The organism is Sagittula stellata E-37 (assembly GCF_039724765.1).
In the GTDB taxonomy this organism is placed as follows: domain Bacteria; phylum Pseudomonadota; class Alphaproteobacteria; order Rhodobacterales; family Rhodobacteraceae; genus Sagittula; species Sagittula stellata.
Map to the genome: position 1 here is coordinate 3,740,912 of NZ_CP155729.1, position 19,144 is coordinate 3,760,055.

The 19,144-nt window shown below is 68.7% G+C and carries 18 protein-coding genes and 1 tRNA gene; 12 read left to right on the forward strand and 7 right to left on the reverse strand.

All coding sequences use genetic code 11. The features are described from left to right. Positions 1-101: 101 nt before the first annotated feature. On the reverse strand, positions 102-1,343 hold the full coding sequence (locus ABFK29_RS17835) for an RsmB/NOP family class I SAM-dependent RNA methyltransferase (protein ID WP_005859148.1): 1,242 nt from the start codon (positions 1,341-1,343) through the stop codon (positions 102-104). Between the two features lie 93 nt (positions 1,344-1,436). Between ABFK29_RS17835 and ABFK29_RS17840 the strand changes: the two genes are divergently transcribed. After that, entirely contained in the window at positions 1,437-1,622 is a 186-nt protein-coding gene (locus tag ABFK29_RS17840) for a DUF1674 domain-containing protein (RefSeq protein ID WP_005859150.1), read from the forward strand. A 661-nt stretch (positions 1,623-2,283) separates the two neighbouring features. Here the strand turns inward: ABFK29_RS17840 and dapB are convergent. Next, positions 2,284-3,096, reverse strand: coding sequence for a 4-hydroxy-tetrahydrodipicolinate reductase (dapB, locus tag ABFK29_RS17845; protein ID WP_040604569.1), 813 nt, complete (start codon positions 3,094-3,096; stop codon positions 2,284-2,286). An 85-nt stretch (positions 3,097-3,181) separates the two neighbouring features. Between dapB and rbfA the strand changes: the two genes are divergently transcribed. From rbfA to lpxK, 8 genes are all read left to right on the forward strand, one after another. Beyond that, complete coding sequence (gene rbfA / locus ABFK29_RS17850; RefSeq protein ID WP_040604570.1) at positions 3,182-3,577, forward strand: 30S ribosome-binding factor RbfA; 396 nt, start codon at positions 3,182-3,184, stop codon at positions 3,575-3,577. A gap of 4 nt (positions 3,578-3,581) precedes the next feature. Further along, positions 3,582-4,325, forward strand: coding sequence for a phosphodiester glycosidase family protein (locus ABFK29_RS17855; RefSeq protein ID WP_005859156.1), 744 nt, complete (start codon positions 3,582-3,584; stop codon positions 4,323-4,325). Between the two features lie 149 nt (positions 4,326-4,474). Next, complete coding sequence (locus ABFK29_RS17860) at positions 4,475-5,986, forward strand: trypsin-like peptidase domain-containing protein (RefSeq protein WP_050772420.1); 1,512 nt, start codon at positions 4,475-4,477, stop codon at positions 5,984-5,986. A 118-nt stretch (positions 5,987-6,104) separates the two neighbouring features. Then, positions 6,105-7,451 carry a TldD/PmbA family protein gene (locus tag ABFK29_RS17865; RefSeq protein ID WP_005859160.1) on the forward strand — a complete coding sequence of 449 codons (1,347 nt, stop codon included), beginning with the start codon at positions 6,105-6,107 and terminating at the stop codon, positions 7,449-7,451. Then, on the forward strand, positions 7,438-8,271 hold the full coding sequence (locus tag ABFK29_RS17870) for an inositol monophosphatase family protein (protein ID WP_005859162.1): 834 nt from the start codon (positions 7,438-7,440) through the stop codon (positions 8,269-8,271). Before ABFK29_RS17865 ends, ABFK29_RS17870 begins: the two co-directional genes overlap by 14 nt. A 109-nt stretch (positions 8,272-8,380) precedes the next feature. Beyond that, entirely contained in the window at positions 8,381-8,620 is a 240-nt protein-coding gene (locus ABFK29_RS17875) for a DUF4170 domain-containing protein (RefSeq protein ID WP_040604608.1), read from the forward strand. Positions 8,621-8,639: 19 nt separating this feature from the next. Continuing rightward, positions 8,640-9,830 carry a 3-deoxy-D-manno-octulosonic acid transferase gene (locus ABFK29_RS17880; protein ID WP_005859165.1) on the forward strand — a complete coding sequence of 397 codons (1,191 nt, stop codon included), beginning with the start codon at positions 8,640-8,642 and terminating at the stop codon, positions 9,828-9,830. After that, positions 9,830-10,822 carry a tetraacyldisaccharide 4'-kinase gene (gene lpxK, locus ABFK29_RS17885; RefSeq protein WP_005859167.1) on the forward strand — a complete coding sequence of 331 codons (993 nt, stop codon included), beginning with the start codon at positions 9,830-9,832 and terminating at the stop codon, positions 10,820-10,822. The genes ABFK29_RS17880 and lpxK overlap by 1 nt, the downstream gene beginning before the upstream one ends. Positions 10,823-10,879: 57 nt before the next feature. On the opposite strand, the gene ABFK29_RS17890 is transcribed toward lpxK, so the two are convergent. Beyond that, positions 10,880-11,743 (reverse strand): N-formylglutamate amidohydrolase, encoded by an 864-nt coding sequence (locus ABFK29_RS17890; protein ID WP_005859168.1) that lies wholly within the window; start codon positions 11,741-11,743, stop codon positions 10,880-10,882. A gap of 159 nt (positions 11,744-11,902) precedes the next feature. Between ABFK29_RS17890 and ABFK29_RS17895 the strand changes: the two genes are divergently transcribed. Next, a tRNA-Val gene (locus ABFK29_RS17895) sits at positions 11,903-11,977 on the forward strand. Between the two features lie 153 nt (positions 11,978-12,130). Continuing rightward, positions 12,131-12,256, forward strand: a complete 126-nt coding sequence (ykgO, locus tag ABFK29_RS17900; RefSeq protein WP_005859170.1) for a type B 50S ribosomal protein L36 — start codon at positions 12,131-12,133, stop codon at positions 12,254-12,256. Positions 12,257-12,481: 225 nt separating this feature from the next. Here the strand turns inward: ykgO and ABFK29_RS17905 are convergent, their stop codons facing one another. Both ABFK29_RS17905 and ABFK29_RS17910 read right to left on the reverse strand, forming a co-directional pair. Then, the gene (locus ABFK29_RS17905) at positions 12,482-14,494 is read right to left on the reverse strand and encodes a peptidoglycan-binding protein (protein ID WP_005859172.1); all 2,013 of its coding nucleotides are present in this window, start codon (positions 14,492-14,494) and stop codon (positions 12,482-12,484) included. A 164-nt stretch (positions 14,495-14,658) separates the two neighbouring features. Further along, positions 14,659-15,831 carry a phenylacetate--CoA ligase family protein gene (locus tag ABFK29_RS17910; RefSeq protein WP_005859174.1) on the reverse strand — a complete coding sequence of 391 codons (1,173 nt, stop codon included), beginning with the start codon at positions 15,829-15,831 and terminating at the stop codon, positions 14,659-14,661. 89 nt (positions 15,832-15,920) lie between these two features. On the opposite strand from ABFK29_RS17910, the gene ABFK29_RS17915 reads away from it, so the two are divergent. After that, positions 15,921-16,742: a hypothetical protein gene (locus tag ABFK29_RS17915; RefSeq protein ID WP_005859176.1), complete on the forward strand. Its 822-nt coding sequence runs from the start codon at positions 15,921-15,923 to the stop codon at positions 16,740-16,742. 39 nt (positions 16,743-16,781) lie between these two features. On the opposite strand, the gene ABFK29_RS17920 is transcribed toward ABFK29_RS17915, so the two are convergent. Both ABFK29_RS17920 and ABFK29_RS17925 read right to left on the reverse strand, forming a co-directional pair. Beyond that, complete coding sequence (locus ABFK29_RS17920; protein WP_005859178.1) at positions 16,782-17,603, reverse strand: ABC transporter ATP-binding protein; 822 nt, start codon at positions 17,601-17,603, stop codon at positions 16,782-16,784. A 122-nt stretch (positions 17,604-17,725) separates the two neighbouring features. Next, entirely contained in the window at positions 17,726-19,018 is a 1,293-nt protein-coding gene (locus tag ABFK29_RS17925) for an ABC transporter substrate-binding protein (protein WP_005859180.1), read from the reverse strand. Between the last annotated feature and the right edge of the window lie 126 nt (positions 19,019-19,144).

Sequence of the window (19,144 nt, forward strand, 5' to 3'; positions counted from 1 at the left end):
GGGGACCCTTGACGGGAATGGCCCTTCGCGGGCGCTTGCGCAGGATCATATCGTCCGCAGCCGACAAAGTCATTAACGAAGGCCACCGGCAAGAGCGTGGATCAGCCCTTCGCCACGCAAGCCATGTAGAAACCGTCCAGGCCGCCCCGCTCCGCCCAGAAATCGGGCCTGAGCCGAAGCCCGCCCTCCTCGCTCCGCCACGCGGGCTCGATCCAGTCGGCCTCCGCCGGAACGACACGCAGGCCGGGATGACGCTCCAGCGCCTCTTCGATCTGACACTCGCCCTCGTCGGGCAAAAGCGAACAGGTGGCGTAGACCAGCCGCCCGCCCGGCTTCAGCAGCGACAGCGCATGGTCCAGCATCCAGCCCTGCAGCCCGATCAGTTCCGAGATCTTCTCGCCCATGTGAACGTGCGGCAAGTCGGGGTGTCGGCGGATCGTGCCCGTAGCCGAACACGGGGCGTCCAGCAGGATGGCATCGTACTGTCCCCGATGCTCCAGCGCGTCGCCTGCGACCAGCTCGGCCTCCAGCCCGCAGCGGTCGAGGTTTTCACGCACCCGCGCCAGCCGCGCCTCCGAGATGTCGAGCGCGGTCACACGCGCCCCCCGCGCCGCCAGTTGCAGCGTCTTGCCGCCCGGAGCGGCGCACATGTCCAGCACGTCGAGGCCCGCCACCTCGCCCAGCAGCTTCACCGGCAGCGCGGCGGCAGCGTCCTGCACCCACCATGCGCCGTCAGAGAACCCCGGCAACGCACTGACCTGTCCCGCGTCGCGCAAGCGCACCGAACCGGTCGGGAGCAACTCGCCCGGTAGCCCCTCCGGCAGGTCCCCTTTCAGCGTCAGATCGACCGGCGCTCCGTCGAAATGCGCGCGTTCCATCGCCGCCACGGCCTGCGGTCCCCAGGCTTCCGCCAGCGGCGCGCGCAGCCACTTCGGCAGGCGCGGAACACGCAGCTTCGCCCAGTCCGCCGGACCGCTCTCGGCCACCTTGCGCAGGACCGCGTTGGCCAGCCCCTTCGCGCCCTGCGTGCGTTTGCCCCGCGCTGCGATCTCGACGCAATCGCTCACCACCCCATGCGCCGCACCGCCGGTGCACAGCTCCGTGGCGCCCAGTCTGAGGATGTTCATGACGCGCCCCGCCGGGGCCTTCCTGAGATGCGGCTTCAGCACACGGTCGGCGCGTTCCAGCCCGCGCAGCACCTCCGTCGCCAACCGCTGCGCCGCCGCGCGGTCGGGCGCCGCCAGCCGGTCGAGCCGGTCAGTCTCCGACAAAGGGCGGTGCTGCACCAGCACCATGTCCAACAGGTCGACGGCGGCCAGTCGGGCCGGGCTGGGGTCTGCCATGAAGTCTCCGGAATCTGGCCCGGGCTTGCCCCGGACGGCACCGGGGGCCTATATCAACAGCCATCGCCCTAGGAAAGCCCAGCGAGGACCGCCATGCCCGAGACCCCCGAAAGCGACCTGCCCCCCGCGGCGCAGCGCGCCCTTGCCGAAGCAGCGGAGCGCCGGGCAAAGCCAGAGGCCGAGGCAAAAGCCTTCCCCAAGGAATACGGCGGCCGCGACGGTCCCGAACCGGTGCGCTACGGCGACTGGGAAAAGAAGGGCCTCGCCATCGACTTCTAGGCCGGTCGCGCGCGTATCTTCGCGACCAGACGACCTCCGCTTACATGTCAGACCCACGCGCATCTCGCGCCGCTTCGACGGCATGAGGCGGTCCCGATTGGGCTGACGCAGATCCAAAAGACCGGGCGCAACGGCCACCCCAACAGACCAGGGATACATCGGGTTTATGCAAGTGGACGGACCGTCCACTTCCTGGACAAGCTCCGACTGGCCACTGCTGAAAGCCACTCCTCGCCCGCACGAAGATCGGAAAATCACAATTCCTCACGTCGCTCGAAAGAAACCTACCTACCAAAAAACAGCAAGAATCCCACGTCAGGAAAAGGGGTCAACATAATATTTTGTAAACAGATTCCACACTGACATGCCCTGACGACGCCAAGATGCGCGGCGCAATGACAAGACTGCTGCTACTGTGGAAGCATCGGAAAATCGAAATTCCTGAAATCGCGGAAGCTCTGACAGCCAGACTCAACCGGCAAACCCTCCTGGCGCGCGATACATCGGATAAATCCACGAAACCGGATCGGTCACGGCACGGTGCACCAGAGGAAACCGCCTCTCTCCAACCGCACTGCCCCCCGAAAGCGTCACGGCGCCCTGAGCGGGGCGCCGTGGGTGGGTGGGTGGGCGGCGCTCCTCTCAGGGCGCCGTGACGCGGTCAGCCAAGCCCGAGCACGTCCAGCATGTCGTAGTGGCCCGGTCCCTTGTCCTGCCCCCAGAGCGCCGCCTTCAGCGCGCCGCGCGCAAACAGCGTCCGGTCGGAAGCCACATGCTTCAGCACGATACGCTCGCCGGGTGTGGCGAAAAGCACCTCGTGTTCGCCAACGATGTCGCCGCCACGGATCGCGTGGAAACCGATGTCGCCACGCTTGCGCGCGCCCGTGATGCCGTCGCGGCCCCGGTCGGACACGTCTGCCAGCGCAACCCCGCGTCCCTCTGCCGCGGCCTCGCCCAGCATCAGCGCCGTCCCCGAGGGCGCGTCCACCTTGTGGTGATGGTGCGCCTCGATCACCTCGATGTCCCAGTCGGCATCCAGCGCCGCCGCAACCTGCTTCACCATCCGGGTCAGCAGGTTCACGCCCAGCGACATGTTGCCCGCCCGGACCACAACCGCATGACGTGCCGCGCGGTCGATGGCGGAAATATCGTCCTCCGACAGCCCAGTGGTGCCGATGACATGCACCGCCCGCGCCTGCGCCGCCAGTTCGGAAAATGCGACCGTCGCCGCGGGCGCGGTGAAATCGATGACCGCCTGCGCACGCGAAAACGCCTCAAGCGCGTCGTCGCTCACCTTCAGGCCCATCTCGGCACCGCCCATGGCCAGCCCCAGGTCGCGCCCGACCCAGTCGTGGCCCTCGCGCTCCAGCGCGCCGACAAGTTTCAGCCGGTCGGAGGCCATGACCTCCTTCACGAGCATCTGCCCCATGCGTCCGGAAACGCCCGTTACAACGACACCTGGCTGATCCGTCATCGTCCACACTCCTCAAGTCCGTTGCGATCCCATACAGCGGTCGTCGGCGCTTGGCAAAGCGACAGCTTCGCTCTACTTCTCCCGCATGGCACGCAACAGATTCCAAGATGGCCCCGGGCCAAGCCAACGTCAGCTCCGGGTGAGCGAAGTCATCCGGCGCCAGCTGTCGGATGTTCTCATGCGTGGCGACGTCCACGACCCCGAGCTCAACCGCCTGTCGATCACGGTCGGCGAGGTGCGCGTTTCCCCCGACCTCAAGGTCGCCACCGCCTATGTGGTGCCGCTCGGCGGGCAGAAGGCCGACGACATGTTCGCCCTGCTGGACCGCAACAAGGGCGAGTTGCGGCGCGCCGTCTCGAAGGGGCTGACGCTGAAATTCGCGCCTGAACTGCGGTTCCGCCTGGACGAGACCTTCGACAACCTCGACGAGGCCCGGCGCCTGTTCTCCGACGACACCGTGCGCCGCGACGTGGAGGGCTGATCCCATGCTCCGTGCCTGCCTTGCGCTGGCAGCGTTGCTCGCCTCGGTGGCAGCGCCCGCCAGCGCCGTCACTTGCCGCAACGTGGAGTTCGAGTCGATCCGCTACGCCGTCTGCGAGGTCGACGCCACGAAGGAAGACCTCCGCCTGTTTCGCGCCGACGCCGAGGGACGGCCCATCGGCCAGTTCTCGCGCCTTGAGGCCATTCTGGCCCAAAAGGGCGAAACGCTCGCCTTCGCGATGAATGCCGGCATGTATCACGAGGACCGCGCCCCGGTCGGCTATTACGTCGAGGATGGCAAGGAAGAGATGCGTGTCATCTCCTCCCCCGGTCCGGGCAACTTCGGCCTCCTGCCCAACGGTGTGCTCTGCATCACGGATACCCGCGCCCGAGTCTACGAGACCCGCGACTTCCTTGCCGCCAAGCCCGCCTGCCGCGACGCCACGCAATCCGGCCCGATGCTGGTCATAGGCGGCGAACTGCACCCGCGCTTCCTGCCGGACTCCACCTCGCGCTATATCCGCAACGGCGTGGGCACATCGAAGGACGGCAAGCGCGCGGTCTTCGCGATCTCGCAAAGCGTCGTCACCTTCCACGAGTTCGGGCGGTTTTTCCGCGACGGTTTGAAATTGCCCAACGCGCTGTTCCTCGACGGCAATGTTTCGCGGCTCTATGCGCCGGAACTGGGCCGCAACGACCTCGGGCGGCGCATGGGACCGATCGTGGCCGTGACGGAAAAGGCCGACTGACCGGCTGAGACCGCGTCCGCGTGCCGGATGGCCAGGCCGGGCCGGATGGGTCCGCCGGGGCGGAAGCGATTGCCGCGCGTGTGTCCGCATGGCAGGCTGCCCGGACAGACCATGCCATTCCTTCGCCGCGACCTTTGATGACCTTATCCTTGCGCACCTTTTTCGTGCTTCTCTTGCTGGCCGCCTTGCCGCCGTGGCCGCCCGCGTCGGCGCAGCAGGCGGTGGACCTTTCCGAACCCTTCTTGGCAGAGGGGCTTTCGATCCAGGACCGGCGTTTCCTTCAAGCCGCGCTGGCCTTCGAAGGCGCTCTGCACGCGCCCATCGCCCCCGACTGGAGCCCCGGCGCGCAGGCAGCGATGGACGACTTCGCCCAAACCGCCTACGGCGCCGCGCCCTCCGTGCTGCATATGGCCGCGCTGGCGCAGGAGATGACGGATCGGGCCGCGCGCGATGGCTGGACGTGGCGCCACTTCGACTCGCTCGGGCTGTCGCTGCTCTTTCCGTCCAAGACCGCCGTTCCCGCCGCACCGGATGGCGCGTTCACCGTCTGGGACCACAGCACGTCCTCGCTGCGCTACCGTTTCGCCTCTCTCTCCCGGCCAGAGGCGCAGGCGCTGCACCGCGACACGCTGGCGCTTCAGGCAGAGGGCGGAACCCCGGTGCGCACGCGCGACGCCAGCCTTGCCGTGACCGGGGTCACCGGCGCGGACGGCACACTGCGCCGGGTCCGCTCCGACTATATCGACGGCGCATGGTCGACGGTCGTTCTGTCGGCGGATGCGGCGGACGGCGCGCTTCTCGGCGCGGTGGCCGCCAGCATTGCGCCGGGGCTGGCCGCGCCGCTGGCGGTCACGCGCGGCGGGCGGCTCGACCGGGCACGGCAAGCCGCCGCCCCGCTGCTGGACACCCTGGAACGCCTGCCTCGGGACAGGCCCGCCCCCCCGACCGAGGCCACACCGCCAGTGGCCTCACCCCCGGAGGCCACCCTGCCGGACGTCAACCTGCCGGAGGACAGCGCGCACCGGGACCGCCCGTCGCGCCCCTTCCGCGCGGCCAGCACCGGCAGCGGCTTCTACGTCTCCGCCGAGGGGCACGTTCTGACCAACGCCCATGTCACCGACGGCTGCACCACGATCCACGTCGACGGCCGGCCCGCCCGCCTGCTGACGCAATCCGCTGACAGCGACCTGGCGCTTTTGTTGTCCGAAGCACCGGCCCCGGCGGTCGCCATCTTCTCGGAGGCGCCCGCGCGGCTCAATTCGGACGTGACCGCGCTAGGGTATCCGCTGTCGCACATCCTCGGCGGGATGAACGTGACGCGCGGGTCGGTCTCGGCGATCACCGGGCTGTCGGGCGATCCCGCGACCATGCAGATCACCGCCCCGGTCCAGCCCGGCAATTCCGGCGGGCCGCTGATCGGCGCAGACGGTTCGGTGGTGGGCGTGGTGGTGGCCAAGCTCGACGCGCTGACCATCGCCGACCAGCTGCGCGACATTCCCCAGAACGTGAACTTCGCGGTCCGGGCCGAGGTCGCGGCGCGGTTCCTTGCGGCGCAAGGGGTCTCGCCCCTCCGTGCCGCGCCACACACACCTCTTCGCCCCGAGGACCTGGCCCAGAGGGCTGCCGCGTTCACCGCCTTCGTCGAGTGCGATCCACGCTGACACGGGGCTGGCAGTCATGGGCCGGCAACCACGGCACCGCGCCCTGCGCCCCCCCGAAACGCTTGCACCCTGACGCGCGGCGCCCTACCTCGGGACAACGACCGACGAAAGGCTGCAGATGTCCCAGACCCCGACCGAGCTGACACAGGCCCTGCTCGACGCCGCGAAGAAAGCTGGCGCCGATGCCGCAGACGCCATCGCCATCGAAGGCACCGCGCTGTCCATCGACGTGCGCGCCGGGACGCTGGAACAGGCGGAACGGGCCGAGGGGCGCGACCTCGGGCTGCGGGTCTTCGTGGGCAGGCGGGTCGCCAGCGTCTCCACCTCCGACACCCGGGCCGAGGCGCTGACCGCCATGGCAGAACGCGCCGTCGCCATGGCCCGCGAGACGCCCGAAGACCCCTACGCGGGCCTTGCCGATCCGTCTCAGCTTGCCCGCGACTGGGACATGGACGCCCTGCAACTGGCCGACCCCGCCGAGGAACCCGCCCCGGCAGAGCTTGAAGACGACGCCCGCCGGGCCGAGGCTGCGGCGCTGGCGCACGAGGGCATCACCATGGTGCACTCCGCCTCCGCCACCTATTCGGCGCAGAACGTCGCACTTGCCGCCTCCAACGGGTTTGCCGGAGGCTACCGGCGCACCGGGCGCTCCCGGTCCTGCGTCGCGGTGGCGGGCACCGGCCTTGCCATGGAGCGCGACTACGACGGCGACAGCCGCATCTTCCAGTCCGACCTGCGTTCGGCCGAGGACATCGGCGACACCGCGGCCATCCGCGCGCTGGAACGGCTGAACCCGAAGCGCCCCAAGACCGGCGCCTATCCCGTGCTCTTCGACGAACGCATCTCCTCGTCGCTGATCGGCCACCTTGTCGCGGCGTCGAACGGTGCCTCCGTGGCACGCGGCGCGTCCTGGCTGCGCGGCGCCCTGGGTGAAGACGTGCTGCCCAAGGGCCTGTCGCTGATCGAGGACCCGCACCGCCCGCGCACCGCCGCCTCCCGTCCCTTCGACGCGGAAGGGCTGGCGACGAAGGCCCGCAAGCTGATCGACGACGGTGTGCTGACCGGCTGGACACTGGACCTCGCCAACGCCCGCAAGCTGGAGATGGAGAGCACCGCGAACGCCGCCCGCTCCGTTTCGGGCGGGATCTCTCCGACCGTCTGGAACCTCGAACTGACGCAGGGCGACCGGACGCGCGAAGACCTGATGGCAGAGATGGGCAGCGGCCTGCTGGTGACCTCGATGATCGGCTCCACCATCAACCCCAACACCGGCGACTACTCGCGCGGGGCGGCGGGCTGGTGGGTAGAGAACGGCGCACTGGCCTATCCGGTGTCCGGTGTCACGCTGGCGGGCAACCTGCGCGAGATGCTGCGCGCCATCACCCCAGCGAACGACGCACGCCCCTGGCTGTCGCGCGTGGTGCCGTCGCTGCTGGTCGAGGGGCTCACTCTTGCCGGAGACTGAGGCCGACGCCGATCTGCGCCTGCTGACACAGGCCGCGCGCCAGGCGGGCGACATCGCGACGGGTTTCATCGGGCAGGATCTGGACATCCGCTACAAGGAGGACGACGCCGGCCCCGTGACCCGCGCCGATCTTGCCGTGGACACGGCGCTGAAGGACATCCTGCGCGACGCCCGCCCCGGTTATGGCTGGCTGTCGGAGGAAACGCCCGACGGCGAGAACCGCCTGACGAAGGACCGGGTGTTCATCGTCGATCCCATCGACGGCACGCGGTCCTACATCGAAGGTTCGCGCGCGTGGGCGCACGTGCTGGCCGTCGTGGAGCATGGGATCGTGCAGGCGGCGGTGGTCTTTCTGCCGATGCTCGACGCGCTCTACACTGCCCGGCTCGGCGGCGGCGCCCGGCTGAACGGCGACACGATCGCCGTCTCGCCGCGCGGCGCGCTGACCGGCGCGGACGTGCTGGCCACCCGGCCCAACCTCGACCCGCATCACTGGCCCGGCGGCGTCCCGCAGGTGAAGCGCCACCACCGCCCCTCGTTGGCCTACCGGCAGGCGCTGGTGGCAGAGGGACGCTATGACGCGATGTTCACCTTCCGGCCAAGCTGGGAATGGGACATCGCCGCAGGCGCGCTGATCCTGTCGGAGGCAGGGGCCACCGTGACCGACCGCCGGGGCCAGCCGCTGCGCTTCAACGGACCGAAGGCGCAGGTCGACGGGCTGGTGGCGGCCAACCCCGACCTGCACGGCTCGCTCATGGCCCGTCTCGCGGACGATGCACCGGGGCCGCCCGGTTCCACGGCAACGGCCCGAAACCGGTAACGAAGTATTTGGCAGGACACCCGAAACGCCCCCCGGCCCGCTTGACCCCGCCCCCGCGATGACTACGGTCATGGCCCGTCACCTTGGCCCCATCCTTCAGGAGAAGCGCATGCAACGGCTCCATCTCGTCTTCGGCGGCGAACTCGAAGACCCAACCAAGACCGTGTTCCGCGATGTGAACGACCTCCACATCGTCGGCATCTTTCCGAACTACGAAGAGGCCTACAACGCATGGAAGGCAGAAGCGCAGCGCACCGTGGACAACGCCCACATGCGCTATTTCATCGCGCACCTGCACCGGCTGAGAGAGGAAGGCAAGGAAGCCTCCTCCACCGAAGAACTGGGCTGACGCCTTGAGCAGTCGCGCGTTGTCGCTCCAGGCCTATCTGGCCACGACGCGCGGCCCGGGCGCGGACAAGCCGCAACCGCTGCCGCCGCGTCCGCCGGGTCCGCTCGTCTGGGCCTGGGCCTCGGGCGAGGAACGCGGACGCGCGCTGGCCAGCCTCTGCGCCCGCCTGACCGGCCAGCACCCCGACACCGAAATCGTGCTCTCGGGCGACGCGCCCGCCTCCGGCGAGGCACTGCACCTGCCCGCCCCCGCCGAACGACTGCCCGACTGCACCGCCTACGCCCGGCACCTGAAACCCGACGTGGTGCTCTGGGCCGGGTCCAACCTGCGTCCCGCGCTGCTGCACTCCCTGTCCGAGGAAGGCGCGCATATCATCGCGCTCGACCTGACCGACCAGCCGCCCGTGGCGCCCGCCGCCGCACGCTGGCTGCCCGATCCGGCCCCGGCGGCGCTGGCGCTCGTCGACACGCTCTATGCCACCGACGAAGCCGCCGCCCGCCGCCTGAGACGGCTGGGGATGGATGCCACGCGCATCCACGTCGCCGGTCCGCTGATGGACACCGACATGCCCCTGCCCTGCGCGGATGCCCAGCACGAAGAGGTCGCGGCGCTCATGTCGGGCCGGCCCGTCTGGTTGGCCGCCCGACTGCGCGGCGGGGAAACCTACGACATCCTCGCCGCCCACCGCCAGGCCGTGCGCCTGAACCACCGCCTGCTTCTGGTCATCGTGCCCGCCTGCGCGCAGGACGCCGAACGTATCCTCCGCGCCGCCCGGCAGGCGCAGCTCCGGCTTTGCCTCTGGGACGAGGGCGAGACGCCGGACGAAAACACGCAGGTCATCATCACCGAAGGGCCGGAGACGCTCGGCCTCTGGTATCGCATCGCGCCCCTCGCCTACCTCGGCGGCTCTCTCGTCAACGGCGTCGGCGGCGAAGACCCCTACGAAGCCGCGACGCTCGGCACCGCGATCCTTTATGGCCCGAACGTGGGCGGGCACCTGCGCAGCTACACGCGGCTGGTCGAGGCCGGGGCCGCGCGCATCGTCCGCGACGCCGATTCCCTGGCGGCGGCAGTGCTGCACCTCGTCGCCCCGGATCAGGCGGCGGCCATGGCACACGCCGGGTGGGACGTGATTTCCTCCGGTGCGGAACTGGTCGACACGGTCATCGCCGAGGTGGCCGAGGTCCTCGACGCACGCGGGGCGGTCTGATGCAGGCGCCGCGCTTCTGGTTCACCCCGCCCGACGCCCCCGCGTGGCAGACCCGCGCGCTTGCGCCGCTGGCCGCCCTCACCGCCCGCGCCACCGCACGCCGCGTGTCCCGCGCACCAGACCATGCCCCCGGCATTCCGGTGATCTGCGTCGGCAATGTCAACGCGGGCGGCACCGGCAAAACCCCCGCCGCCATAGCCCTCGTCCAGCGCCTGCAAGCGCGGGGCCTGAGCCCCCATGTCCTGTCGCGCGGGTACGGCGGTACGCTCGACGGTCCGGTGCAGGTCGATCCGCTGCGTCACACCGCATCGCAAACCGGGGACGAACCGCTCCTCCTCGCCGCCTTCTGTCCCGCATGGGTGGCAAAGGACCGCGCCGCGGGCGCCCGCGCGGCCGAAGCGGCGGGCGCGGACGTCCTCGTGCTGGACGACGGGCTGCAGAACCCGGCGCTGCGCAAGGATCTGACGCTGGTGACGGTGGACGCGCACATGGGCTTCGGCAACGGCCGCTGCCAGCCCGCAGGCCCCCTGCGCGAACCGGTGGCGGCGGGCCTCGCCCGGGCCGACCTGCTCCTCTCCATAGGCCCCTCCGCCGCACAGCAGCGCTTTGCCGCCACATGGGGCAGGCAGGTGACGATCCCGCACCTGACCGGCGCGCTCGAACCGCTTCAGACCGGTATGGACTGGCAGGACATGGCCGCCTTCGCCTTCGCGGGCATCGGCCACCCGGAAAAGTTCTTCGCCACGCTCAGGGGCCTTGGCGCCGACGTGAAGGGCACCGTGGCGCTCGGCGACCACCAGCCGCTGACCCCGGCCATCCTGACCCGTCTTGCGCAGGACGCGGGCCGGATGGGCGCGCAGCTTGTCACCACGGAAAAAGACGCCGTGCGCCTGCCCGCCGACATGCGCCAGCAGGTCCTGACCGTTCCGGTAAGACTGCAGATCGCGGACCCGGCGCCGCTGGAGGCCGCACTCGACCGCCTGTTCGCCTGAGCGGCACACCGGCACCCCGCGAATCGCGGCGGACGTGGCGGACCCGAAGGCCCCGTGTCACTCCGCCGCGAGTTGTCCCCGGTCGCGCGCGCCCAGGACGGCCAGTTCCGCCACGACCCCGCGCAACACGCGCCGCACGTCTTCGAAATCCGCGCTCGGGCTGATGGTCTTCTCGTCCATGTAAAGCGACCGGTCAATCTCCACCTGCACCGCGTGCTGGTTCCGCAACGGGCGCCCATAGGCCTGGGTGGTGTAGGCCCCCGCGAAAGGTGCGTTGCGCGCCACCACGAACCCGGCAGAGCGGAAGGCCGCTTCCACACGTTCCACCACATCGATGGCCGAGGACGCGCCAAACCGGTCGCCGATCACGACCTCGGGGCGCGGCACGCCATTGCGCAGCGCGCCGTCCAGCGCCTCGCGCGGCATCGAATGGCAGTCGATCAGGATCGCCTCGCCAAAGATCGCGTGCGACCGCGCCAGAAGGGTGGCCAGTTTCTCGTGGTAGGGGCGCCAGATCTGCTGCAGGCGACGCTCCGCCTCCAGCCGGGACAGCTTGCCGCGATAGATTGCCCGGCCGCCTGCCACGACGCGCGGCACCACGCCCAGACCGGAGGCCACGCGCGGGTTGTGGCCCATGCGGCGCACGCCCTCGATCAGCGCCGGGTCCAGTTCGTCGACCGCCCGGTTGAGGTCCACGTAGGCGCGGGGCGCACCGGCCCGCAACAACGGCGCGCCATGTGCAGGTGCGGAATCGAACAGCCGGTCGACCCAGGCGTCTTCCGAGGACCGAATCGTCCGCTTGTCCAGCAATGTCGTACCCAGAAAGCTCGGCGGATAATCGCGTCCCGAATGCGGCGACGCGAACACAACGCAACTCGACAGCTTTTCCGGCAGATGAAGATGGTAAGCCGTGCTGGGCATTGGCGCTCCTTTGCAGCAAATCATAGACCAAAAACTTTCGACTCCAAAAGCCCTTGATCCCGCTCCGGAACCTATTTATAGACCCCTCCACCGGCGCGGACCTCCCGCGCCCCTTTCTTTCACAAGGGGCACGGAGCAAGGGGAACGGATCGGCCATAGGGGCGGTTAGCTCAGCGGTAGAGCACTACGTTGACATCGTAGGGGTCACTGGTTCGATCCCAGTATCGCCCACCAGAATTCACCCTCCGGGGGTTGCGGGCGCGTCCTGAACAGGACCGCGCCCGAGATGTTCCGGGGACACATAACGCAGGACGCTCGGGGCACGACGCTCAGGTGTCTGGCACAACCCATGGCGCTCGCGCGCCGCGAAAGACGAAGGAGAGACCGATGAAGGTCGCAAACTCGCTCCGCTCGCTCAAGAATCGCCATCGCGACTGCCGCGTTGTGCGCCGCAAGGGCCGCGTTTACGTGATCAACAAGACCCAGCGCAAGTTCAAGGCGCGTCAGGGCTGATCGGACGGCCCGATCTTCGGGCCGCATCGACACGAGAAAGAACCCCCGCAGGCGGATGCCTCGGGGGTTTTCGTGTTTCGTGCCAGCCCAGTCATGACGCGCCCTCTTCAGGCGTGCCCTGCCGGGCAGTGGCGTGGAGGGTGGGCCGCCGGGCCCGAACAGGCCCGGCAGGGCACGCCCGGAAGGCCCGGCCTCCCGAAGCTCACCCCGCCACTCTGACCCGTGTCAGCCGCCGCGCATCCGTTCGATGACGGCCAGCATGTTGCGGGCCTGCGTCGCACGCGCGCCGTTCGGGAAGGCCCGCAGGTAACGCCGCACCTGCTCTTCCGTGCCAAGCCGCTCCACCTCGGCCCACATGGCCGCGTCGGAGGGGCCACGGCGCGGTGCGGGATCGTCCTGCGCCGCTTCTGCCGCCGCAGCCGCGGCCTCGGCGGCCCGCTTGCGCTCCGCCTCTGCCGCAGCGGCCTGGCGGGCTCTGTCGCGCGCGCGTTGCGCATCCGCCGCCTGTTCCTTCGCGGCGGCGTCCGCCTCGATCTTGGCGATCTGGTCGAGGTCGAGATAGCCGGTCTCCTCCAACCCCGCGTTTTTCTGCCAGCCGCGCACCGCATCGCGGGTGCCTTCGCCAAAGATCCCGTCCACGGCCCAAGTGTAGTACCCCAGCATGTCGAGATCGCGCTGGATGTCACGCCGCGCCTCGCGCGTCAGGCCAAGGAAGTCCTCCGCCCGCCGCAGGTCGTAGTGCGGATCGGCCTTGATCGCCTTGATTCGCTGCGTGGCGGCGTTGACATAGGCACCGTCCGGCTGTGCCTTCAGGTAAGACGAATAGCTGGCTTCCGTGTTCTCGATCCGCGCCGCGCGCCAGGCCGCGTCGTCCGCCGCGATCTCCACCTCCGACCGGGTGTCCTCCGGCTCTGCCACAGGGGCGGTTTCGGCGACCTCCGGGGCAACTTCGTCCGCCGGGGCGGGTTGCGCTGTCTCCGCCATCACCGGCTCGGGTGCTTCGGCGGGGTCCGGTTCGGCGGCCACGACGGTCTCCGCTTCGGCCTCGCCGGTTTCGGACATCCCGGCCTCGGGCACATCCGCCATGGGGGCCTCTGGCGCTTCGGCCACGTCCGCCTCGGACGCTTCGGCCACGTCCGCCTCGGACGCTTCGGCCACGTCCGCCTCGGGGGCTTCGGCGGTTTCGACCTCGGGCGCTTCGGTCACTTCTGCCACGGGCGCCTCGGCAGGTTCGGGCGCCTGCGCTTCGGCCATATCCGCCACGGGCGCTTCGGCTGTATCGACTGTGTCGGCCTCGGGCATGTCCGCGACCTCGGCCGCCGGGGCCTGCGTCTCTACTTCGGTCTCCGGTTCCATCACCTCGACGACAGAGTCAGCCGGCGCCTCAGGTGCGTCAGCCTCCGCCATCCCGGTCTCCGGCTCCGCGACCGGCGCGGTCTCTGCGTTCTCCGCAACGTCCGGCGTCATGGGCGCCTCATCGGCGGCCTCCGGCGCTGGATCGACTGCGGCAACCGGTCCGTCCTCAGGCACACCGCCCGGCGCACCGCCCATGTCCTCCGTGGGCTCGCTCGTGACCACCACGAGGTCCGCACCGCTGTTGCCGCTGACCGTCAGGCCCGCCGCACGGGCGGCGGCCACCACCGGCACGCCGACCTTCACCAGGTCGCCTGCCGCGAAACGCGCCACCTTGGCCTCCTCGCCACGCAGCACGGTCACCCCCTCGGGCACCTTGAGCTCGCCCAGCCCCGGTTCGAGGAAATCGCCGAATTCACCCGCCACGCCGCTTTCGGCCAGCACGAGGAACGCCCGCCCCGGAGACTTCGCCAGCACGCTCAGCACCGCCTCCACCGGGAAGGCCTCGACCATGACCGCCGCATCGGCAAGCCCCGATCCGTCCGCCGCCGGCAACAGCCACGACCCATGGTCGGCATGGGCGAAGGCCCCGGCCAGGATCACCACGACCGGATCGTCGCCTTCCATCGCCGAGACGAAGGTGCGAAAGCCGTCGGACATCGCAGCGCCGCCGGCGTCGCGCGCCTCGGTCACATCGAAGCCCTTGTCGCGCAACGCCTGCGCGGTCTCCGCCACCTGAGTCGCGGCAAAGAGCGTCTGAACGCCGTTGTAGCTGCTGTTGCCGATCACGAGGGCGTCGCCCGCCGCCTCCGCCGCGTTCGGCGAGAATGCGCCCGTGATCGTTCCGGAAACAAGTCCTGTAAAGGCAAGTGCAAGAATCCGCATGACAAATCCTCCTTTGTCCACAAGCCTACCGTGCTAGGCCCCTGCGGCAAGACACGATTGTGCAAGTCGCGAAAACTTCTTCGGCAGGACAATGCCGCCCGCCCCGTGGAGCACGGGAATTTTTCCCTCATTCTCAGGAAGATGCCGCGTCGCGGGCGCAACCCTCAGTCGTAGGTGCGCTGATCCTCGATCACCAGCCCGTCGCGCGGCAAACCGCCGGGGGCCACGAGTTCCACCCGCCCCTTCATCTTCAGGACCCCCGCCACGCTGTCCTCGACGCCCGCGACGGTCTCTGCGCCGGTCTCGATTCGCACCGTCATCACGTCGGTCTCGCCCTCGCGGCTGGCAACCACCCGGGCGCGGTCGATCTCCGCGTGGCGGGCGACCAGTTCGGCCACCTGCTCGGGGCGCACGAACATGCCCTTGATCTTCGTGGTCTGATCGGCGCGCCCCATCCAGCCCTTGATGCGGGTGTTGGTCCGGCCGCAAGGGCTTTCGCCCGGAAGGATGGCCGACAGGTCGCCGGTGGCAAAACGGATCAGCGGATAGTCCGGGTTCAGCGTCGTCACGACGACCTCGCCCACCTCGCCCTCGGCCACCGGATCGCCGGTGCCCGGCGTCACGATCTCCACGATCACCCCCTCGTCGAGGATCATCCCCTCTTTCGCCGCGCTCTCGTATGCGACGTTACCCAGGTCGGCAGTGGCGTAGCATTGCAGGCACTGGATGCCGCGCTCTTCGTACCAGGCCCGGAGCGAGGGGAACAACGCGCCGCCGCCCACGGCGGCCCGCACGATCTGCAGCTCAAGACCCATCTCGTCGGCCTTTTCCAGGATCACCTTCAGGTAATCCGGCGTGCCCGCGTAGGCCGTGGCGCCGACATCGCGCGCCGCCCGCGCCTGCAACTCGGTCTGGCCGGTGCCGGCGGGCAGCACGGCGGCCCCCACCGCGCGCGCGCCGTTTTCGAAGATCATCCCCGCGGGCGTCAGGTGGTAGCCGAAACAGTTCTGCACGATGTCGCCCACGCCGATCCCGCAGGCATGCAGGAACCGGCCCATGCGCCACCAGTCGTGGCTGACGCCCCCCGGCTCGTAGATCGGCCCCGGCGACTGGAAGACATGCGCCAGGTTGCCGACCGGCAGCCCGCCGAAGGGCGGCGCCTCCTTCTGGCGGGCCACAAGGTCGGCCTTGCGCAGCACCGGCAGCGACCCGAGGCCGGCCAGCGTCTCAAGCGCGGGCAGTCCGTGCCGCGCCAGTTGCGCGTTCAGGGCCCCTAGCTGCGCCGCCTCCCGCTCGTCGCGGCTGCGCGTTTCGAGCGCGTCGTAATAGGTGCTCATCGGGTTGTTCCTCCCCTCGGGCAATCTGAATTTGGCCGGATGGTTTTTTTCTGGTGTTCTGATACCGTACGCGCCGAAGAGGACGGGCCGTGAAAGCCGAGATCGAACGACGCATACATTTCGACTACGCCCAGCGGATCATGTTCATGAACGCATCCGGGATGCGTTTCGAACAGCCGGTCGACGTCGATATCCATTTCGACGCGATCGAGGTCAGCATCGCCGCGTCCGGCGAACGGCACTGGTACTTCCTGATCGACATCACCGGGGCCTCCATCTCGCCCGCGCTTTGCAAGGCCTACGCGGGCCGCATACACGCGCTGAACCTGCATCACGCGCTTGGCTCCGCCCGGTATGGCTCCGGTCCGGACATCACCGCCGCGCTGGCCTCCATGACGAAGGAAACCGGCTTCAACATGCCGGTTTTCCCGGATAAGGCGGCGGCGCTGCGCTACCTTCAGGACATCCGCGACGCGAACGTGCCGCCCCGGGTGGACGAACGGACGCTGCGCTTCCACGACCTCTACCCGCGCGTCACCTTCGACACCAACCGCCGCATCGTCGAGATCGACATGTCCGAGATGACGCTCAACCACGGGCGCGACGTGTCCGACCTCTTCGACCATATCGAGGCCCGGGTGGTCGCCATGGGCCAGCCGATGAAGTGGTACGCGCTTGTAAACTACCGCGATACGCAGGTCCTGCCCGCCGCGTGGGTCGAATACTCCCGCCGGGGCCGCGACCTGAACACCAGCTTCTCGCTGGCGACGCTGCGCTACAACGTCCCCGGCGAAGAGGCCGAGAACATCCGCGCGCGCAGCGCCAGCGGCGGCTTCGCGCCCAACATCTTCGCCACCCGCGCCGAGGCGCTGGCACAGCTCGACCTCCTGCGCAGCATGCGCGAGGCGTGACAGGCAACGCGCGCCGTCTTCCCGACCGGTTCCCATCCTTCAGGCCAGCCAGCGCTTGCGGCGGCGGTAAGAGCGTACGTCGCGGAACGATTTGCGGCCCTCGTCGGACATGCCGAGGTAGAATTCCTTCACGTCCGGGTTCTCGCGCAGTTCCTGCGCCGGACCTTCCATCACCACCCTCCCGTTTTCGAGAATATATCCCGAATGCGCGTAGCGCAGCGCGACGTTGGTGTTCTGTTCGGCCAGCAGGAAGGACACGCCCTCCCCCTCGTTCACCGCCTTCACGATCTCGAAGATCTGCTCCACCAGTTGCGGCGCCAGCCCCATCGACGGTTCGTCCAGCAGGATCGTCTCCGGGCGGCTCATCAGCGCGCGACCGATCGCCGTCATCTGCTGCTCCCCGCCCGAGGTATAGCCCGCCTGGCTCTTGCGCCGCTCCTTGAGCCGCGGAAAATACGTATAGACCATGTCGAGGTCCGCCTCGATGGCGCCCTTGCCGTCGCGCCGCGTATAGGCGCCGGTCATCAGGTTCTCCTCCACGGTCAGGTGCTCGAAGCAGTGCCGCCCCTCCATCACCTGGATCACGCCGCGCTTCACCAGCGCCGCCGGGTCGAGGTCCTGCACCCGCTCGCCCTTGTAGACGATGGACCCCTTGGTCACTTCGCCCCGCTCGCTGTGCAGCAGGTTGGAAATCGCCTTCAGCGTCGTGGTCTTGCCCGCGCCATTACCGCCCAGAAGCGCGGTGATCCCGCCTTTCCGGACCGTCAGGGACACCCCCTTCAGCACGAGGATCACGTGGTTGTAGATCACCTCGATGTTGTTGACCTCAAGCAGGGTCTCGGTCTTCCCGGCGTCCAGCATGGCGTTCCTCTCGCAGCGCGCCGGACCCACCCCGGAACCGCTGCCTCGTCTTCGTGAAATTGCCTCGATGGGTCCGGCGGCGGCAGCGTGCGCCGCCGCCGGACATCGTCACGCGAAAGCCGTCAGCCGCCGCAGTTCTCGTTGACCGGCCACGGCTGGTTGGCCTCGGCGTATTCCGCCGCCGAAGAGGCGATCAGATCGGCATAGCCCTCGGTGTTGGGGACGAGGTGGTCCGAGGCCTTCACGAACTTCTCGCCGTCCCACTCCAGCATCCAGCCGCCGGACTTGCCGGTGTGGTCGCTGCAGGAGGTCTTGAACGGCGGCACCATTCCGGTCAGGCCCAGTTCGTCGATGCGCGCCTCGGTCATGTCGATGTTCTCCAGACCCCAGCGCAGTTGCGACGCGTCGATCTCGGCAGTGCCGTATTCTTCCTGCGCCTTGCGGATACCTTCCGCCAGAATGGCCGAGATGATGATGCCGCGGTTGTAGAACACGCCTTCCATCTCTTCCGGGTTCGACTTCGTCAGGCCGGCGTCGACCACGTACTTCTTGATGTCCGCGATGACCGGTGCCTCGGCGTTGGGGAACGACCACGAGATCGACTTGTAGCCCTTGCCGTCCTCGCCGACGATCTTGAGGTCGGCGTCATGCCCGGCCCACCACACGCCGATGAAGTTCTCCATCGGGAACTTGGTCTTCACCGCTTCGGTGATGGCACCGGCGTTCATCGCACCCCAGCCCCACATGATCACGTAGTCCGGGCGCTCGCGGCGGATCTGCAGCCACTGGGCCGACTGGTTCTGCATTTCCTTCAGACCGACCGGGATCGGCACCAGCTCGAAGCCCTTCTCCTCGGCCAGTTTTTCGAGCACCGGCAGCGGCTCCTTGCCGAACGGGTGGTCGAGGTGCAGGTGCACGATCTTCTTGCCCTCCAGCGACCCTTGGCTTTCGAGATACTGGATGATCATGTCGGCGCCGTCCCAGTACCCGGCGGGCGTGTTGAAGGCCCACTGGAAGGTCTCGCCATCCATCATCGGGCTGAAACCGTAGCCCGAGGCAAGGATCGGGATCTCGTCCACGTTGGTCTTCGGCAGCACCTGCAGGGTGATGCCGGTGGACCACGGCTGGGTCACGATGGCCTGCCCCTTGGTCTTCTCGTAACATTCGACGCCCTTTTCGGTGGAATAGCCGGTCTCGCATTCCTCGAAGTTGATCTTGGCGCCGCCGATGCCGCCGTCCCGCTCGTTGAGCATGGTCATGTAGTCGGCCTGCCCGTTCATCAGCGGAATGCCGGTCGCGGCAAAGGGGCCGGTCCGGTAGCTCAGGTTCGGGGTGTACAGTTCCTGCGCCATGGCAGCGCCTGCGGTGACACCCGCGACGACCGCGGCCACCGCCAGTTTCGTGAAGTGTTTCATTGGTTCTCCTCCCTGAAATCTTTCACTTCGTTTCTTTCGTCGTCCTTCGGTTCAGGCCTGGCCCGGACCCCGCGTAGGGTGCAGATCCTGCACCTTCGCCCCGTGTCGCCGGGCGCAGCCCCGGTC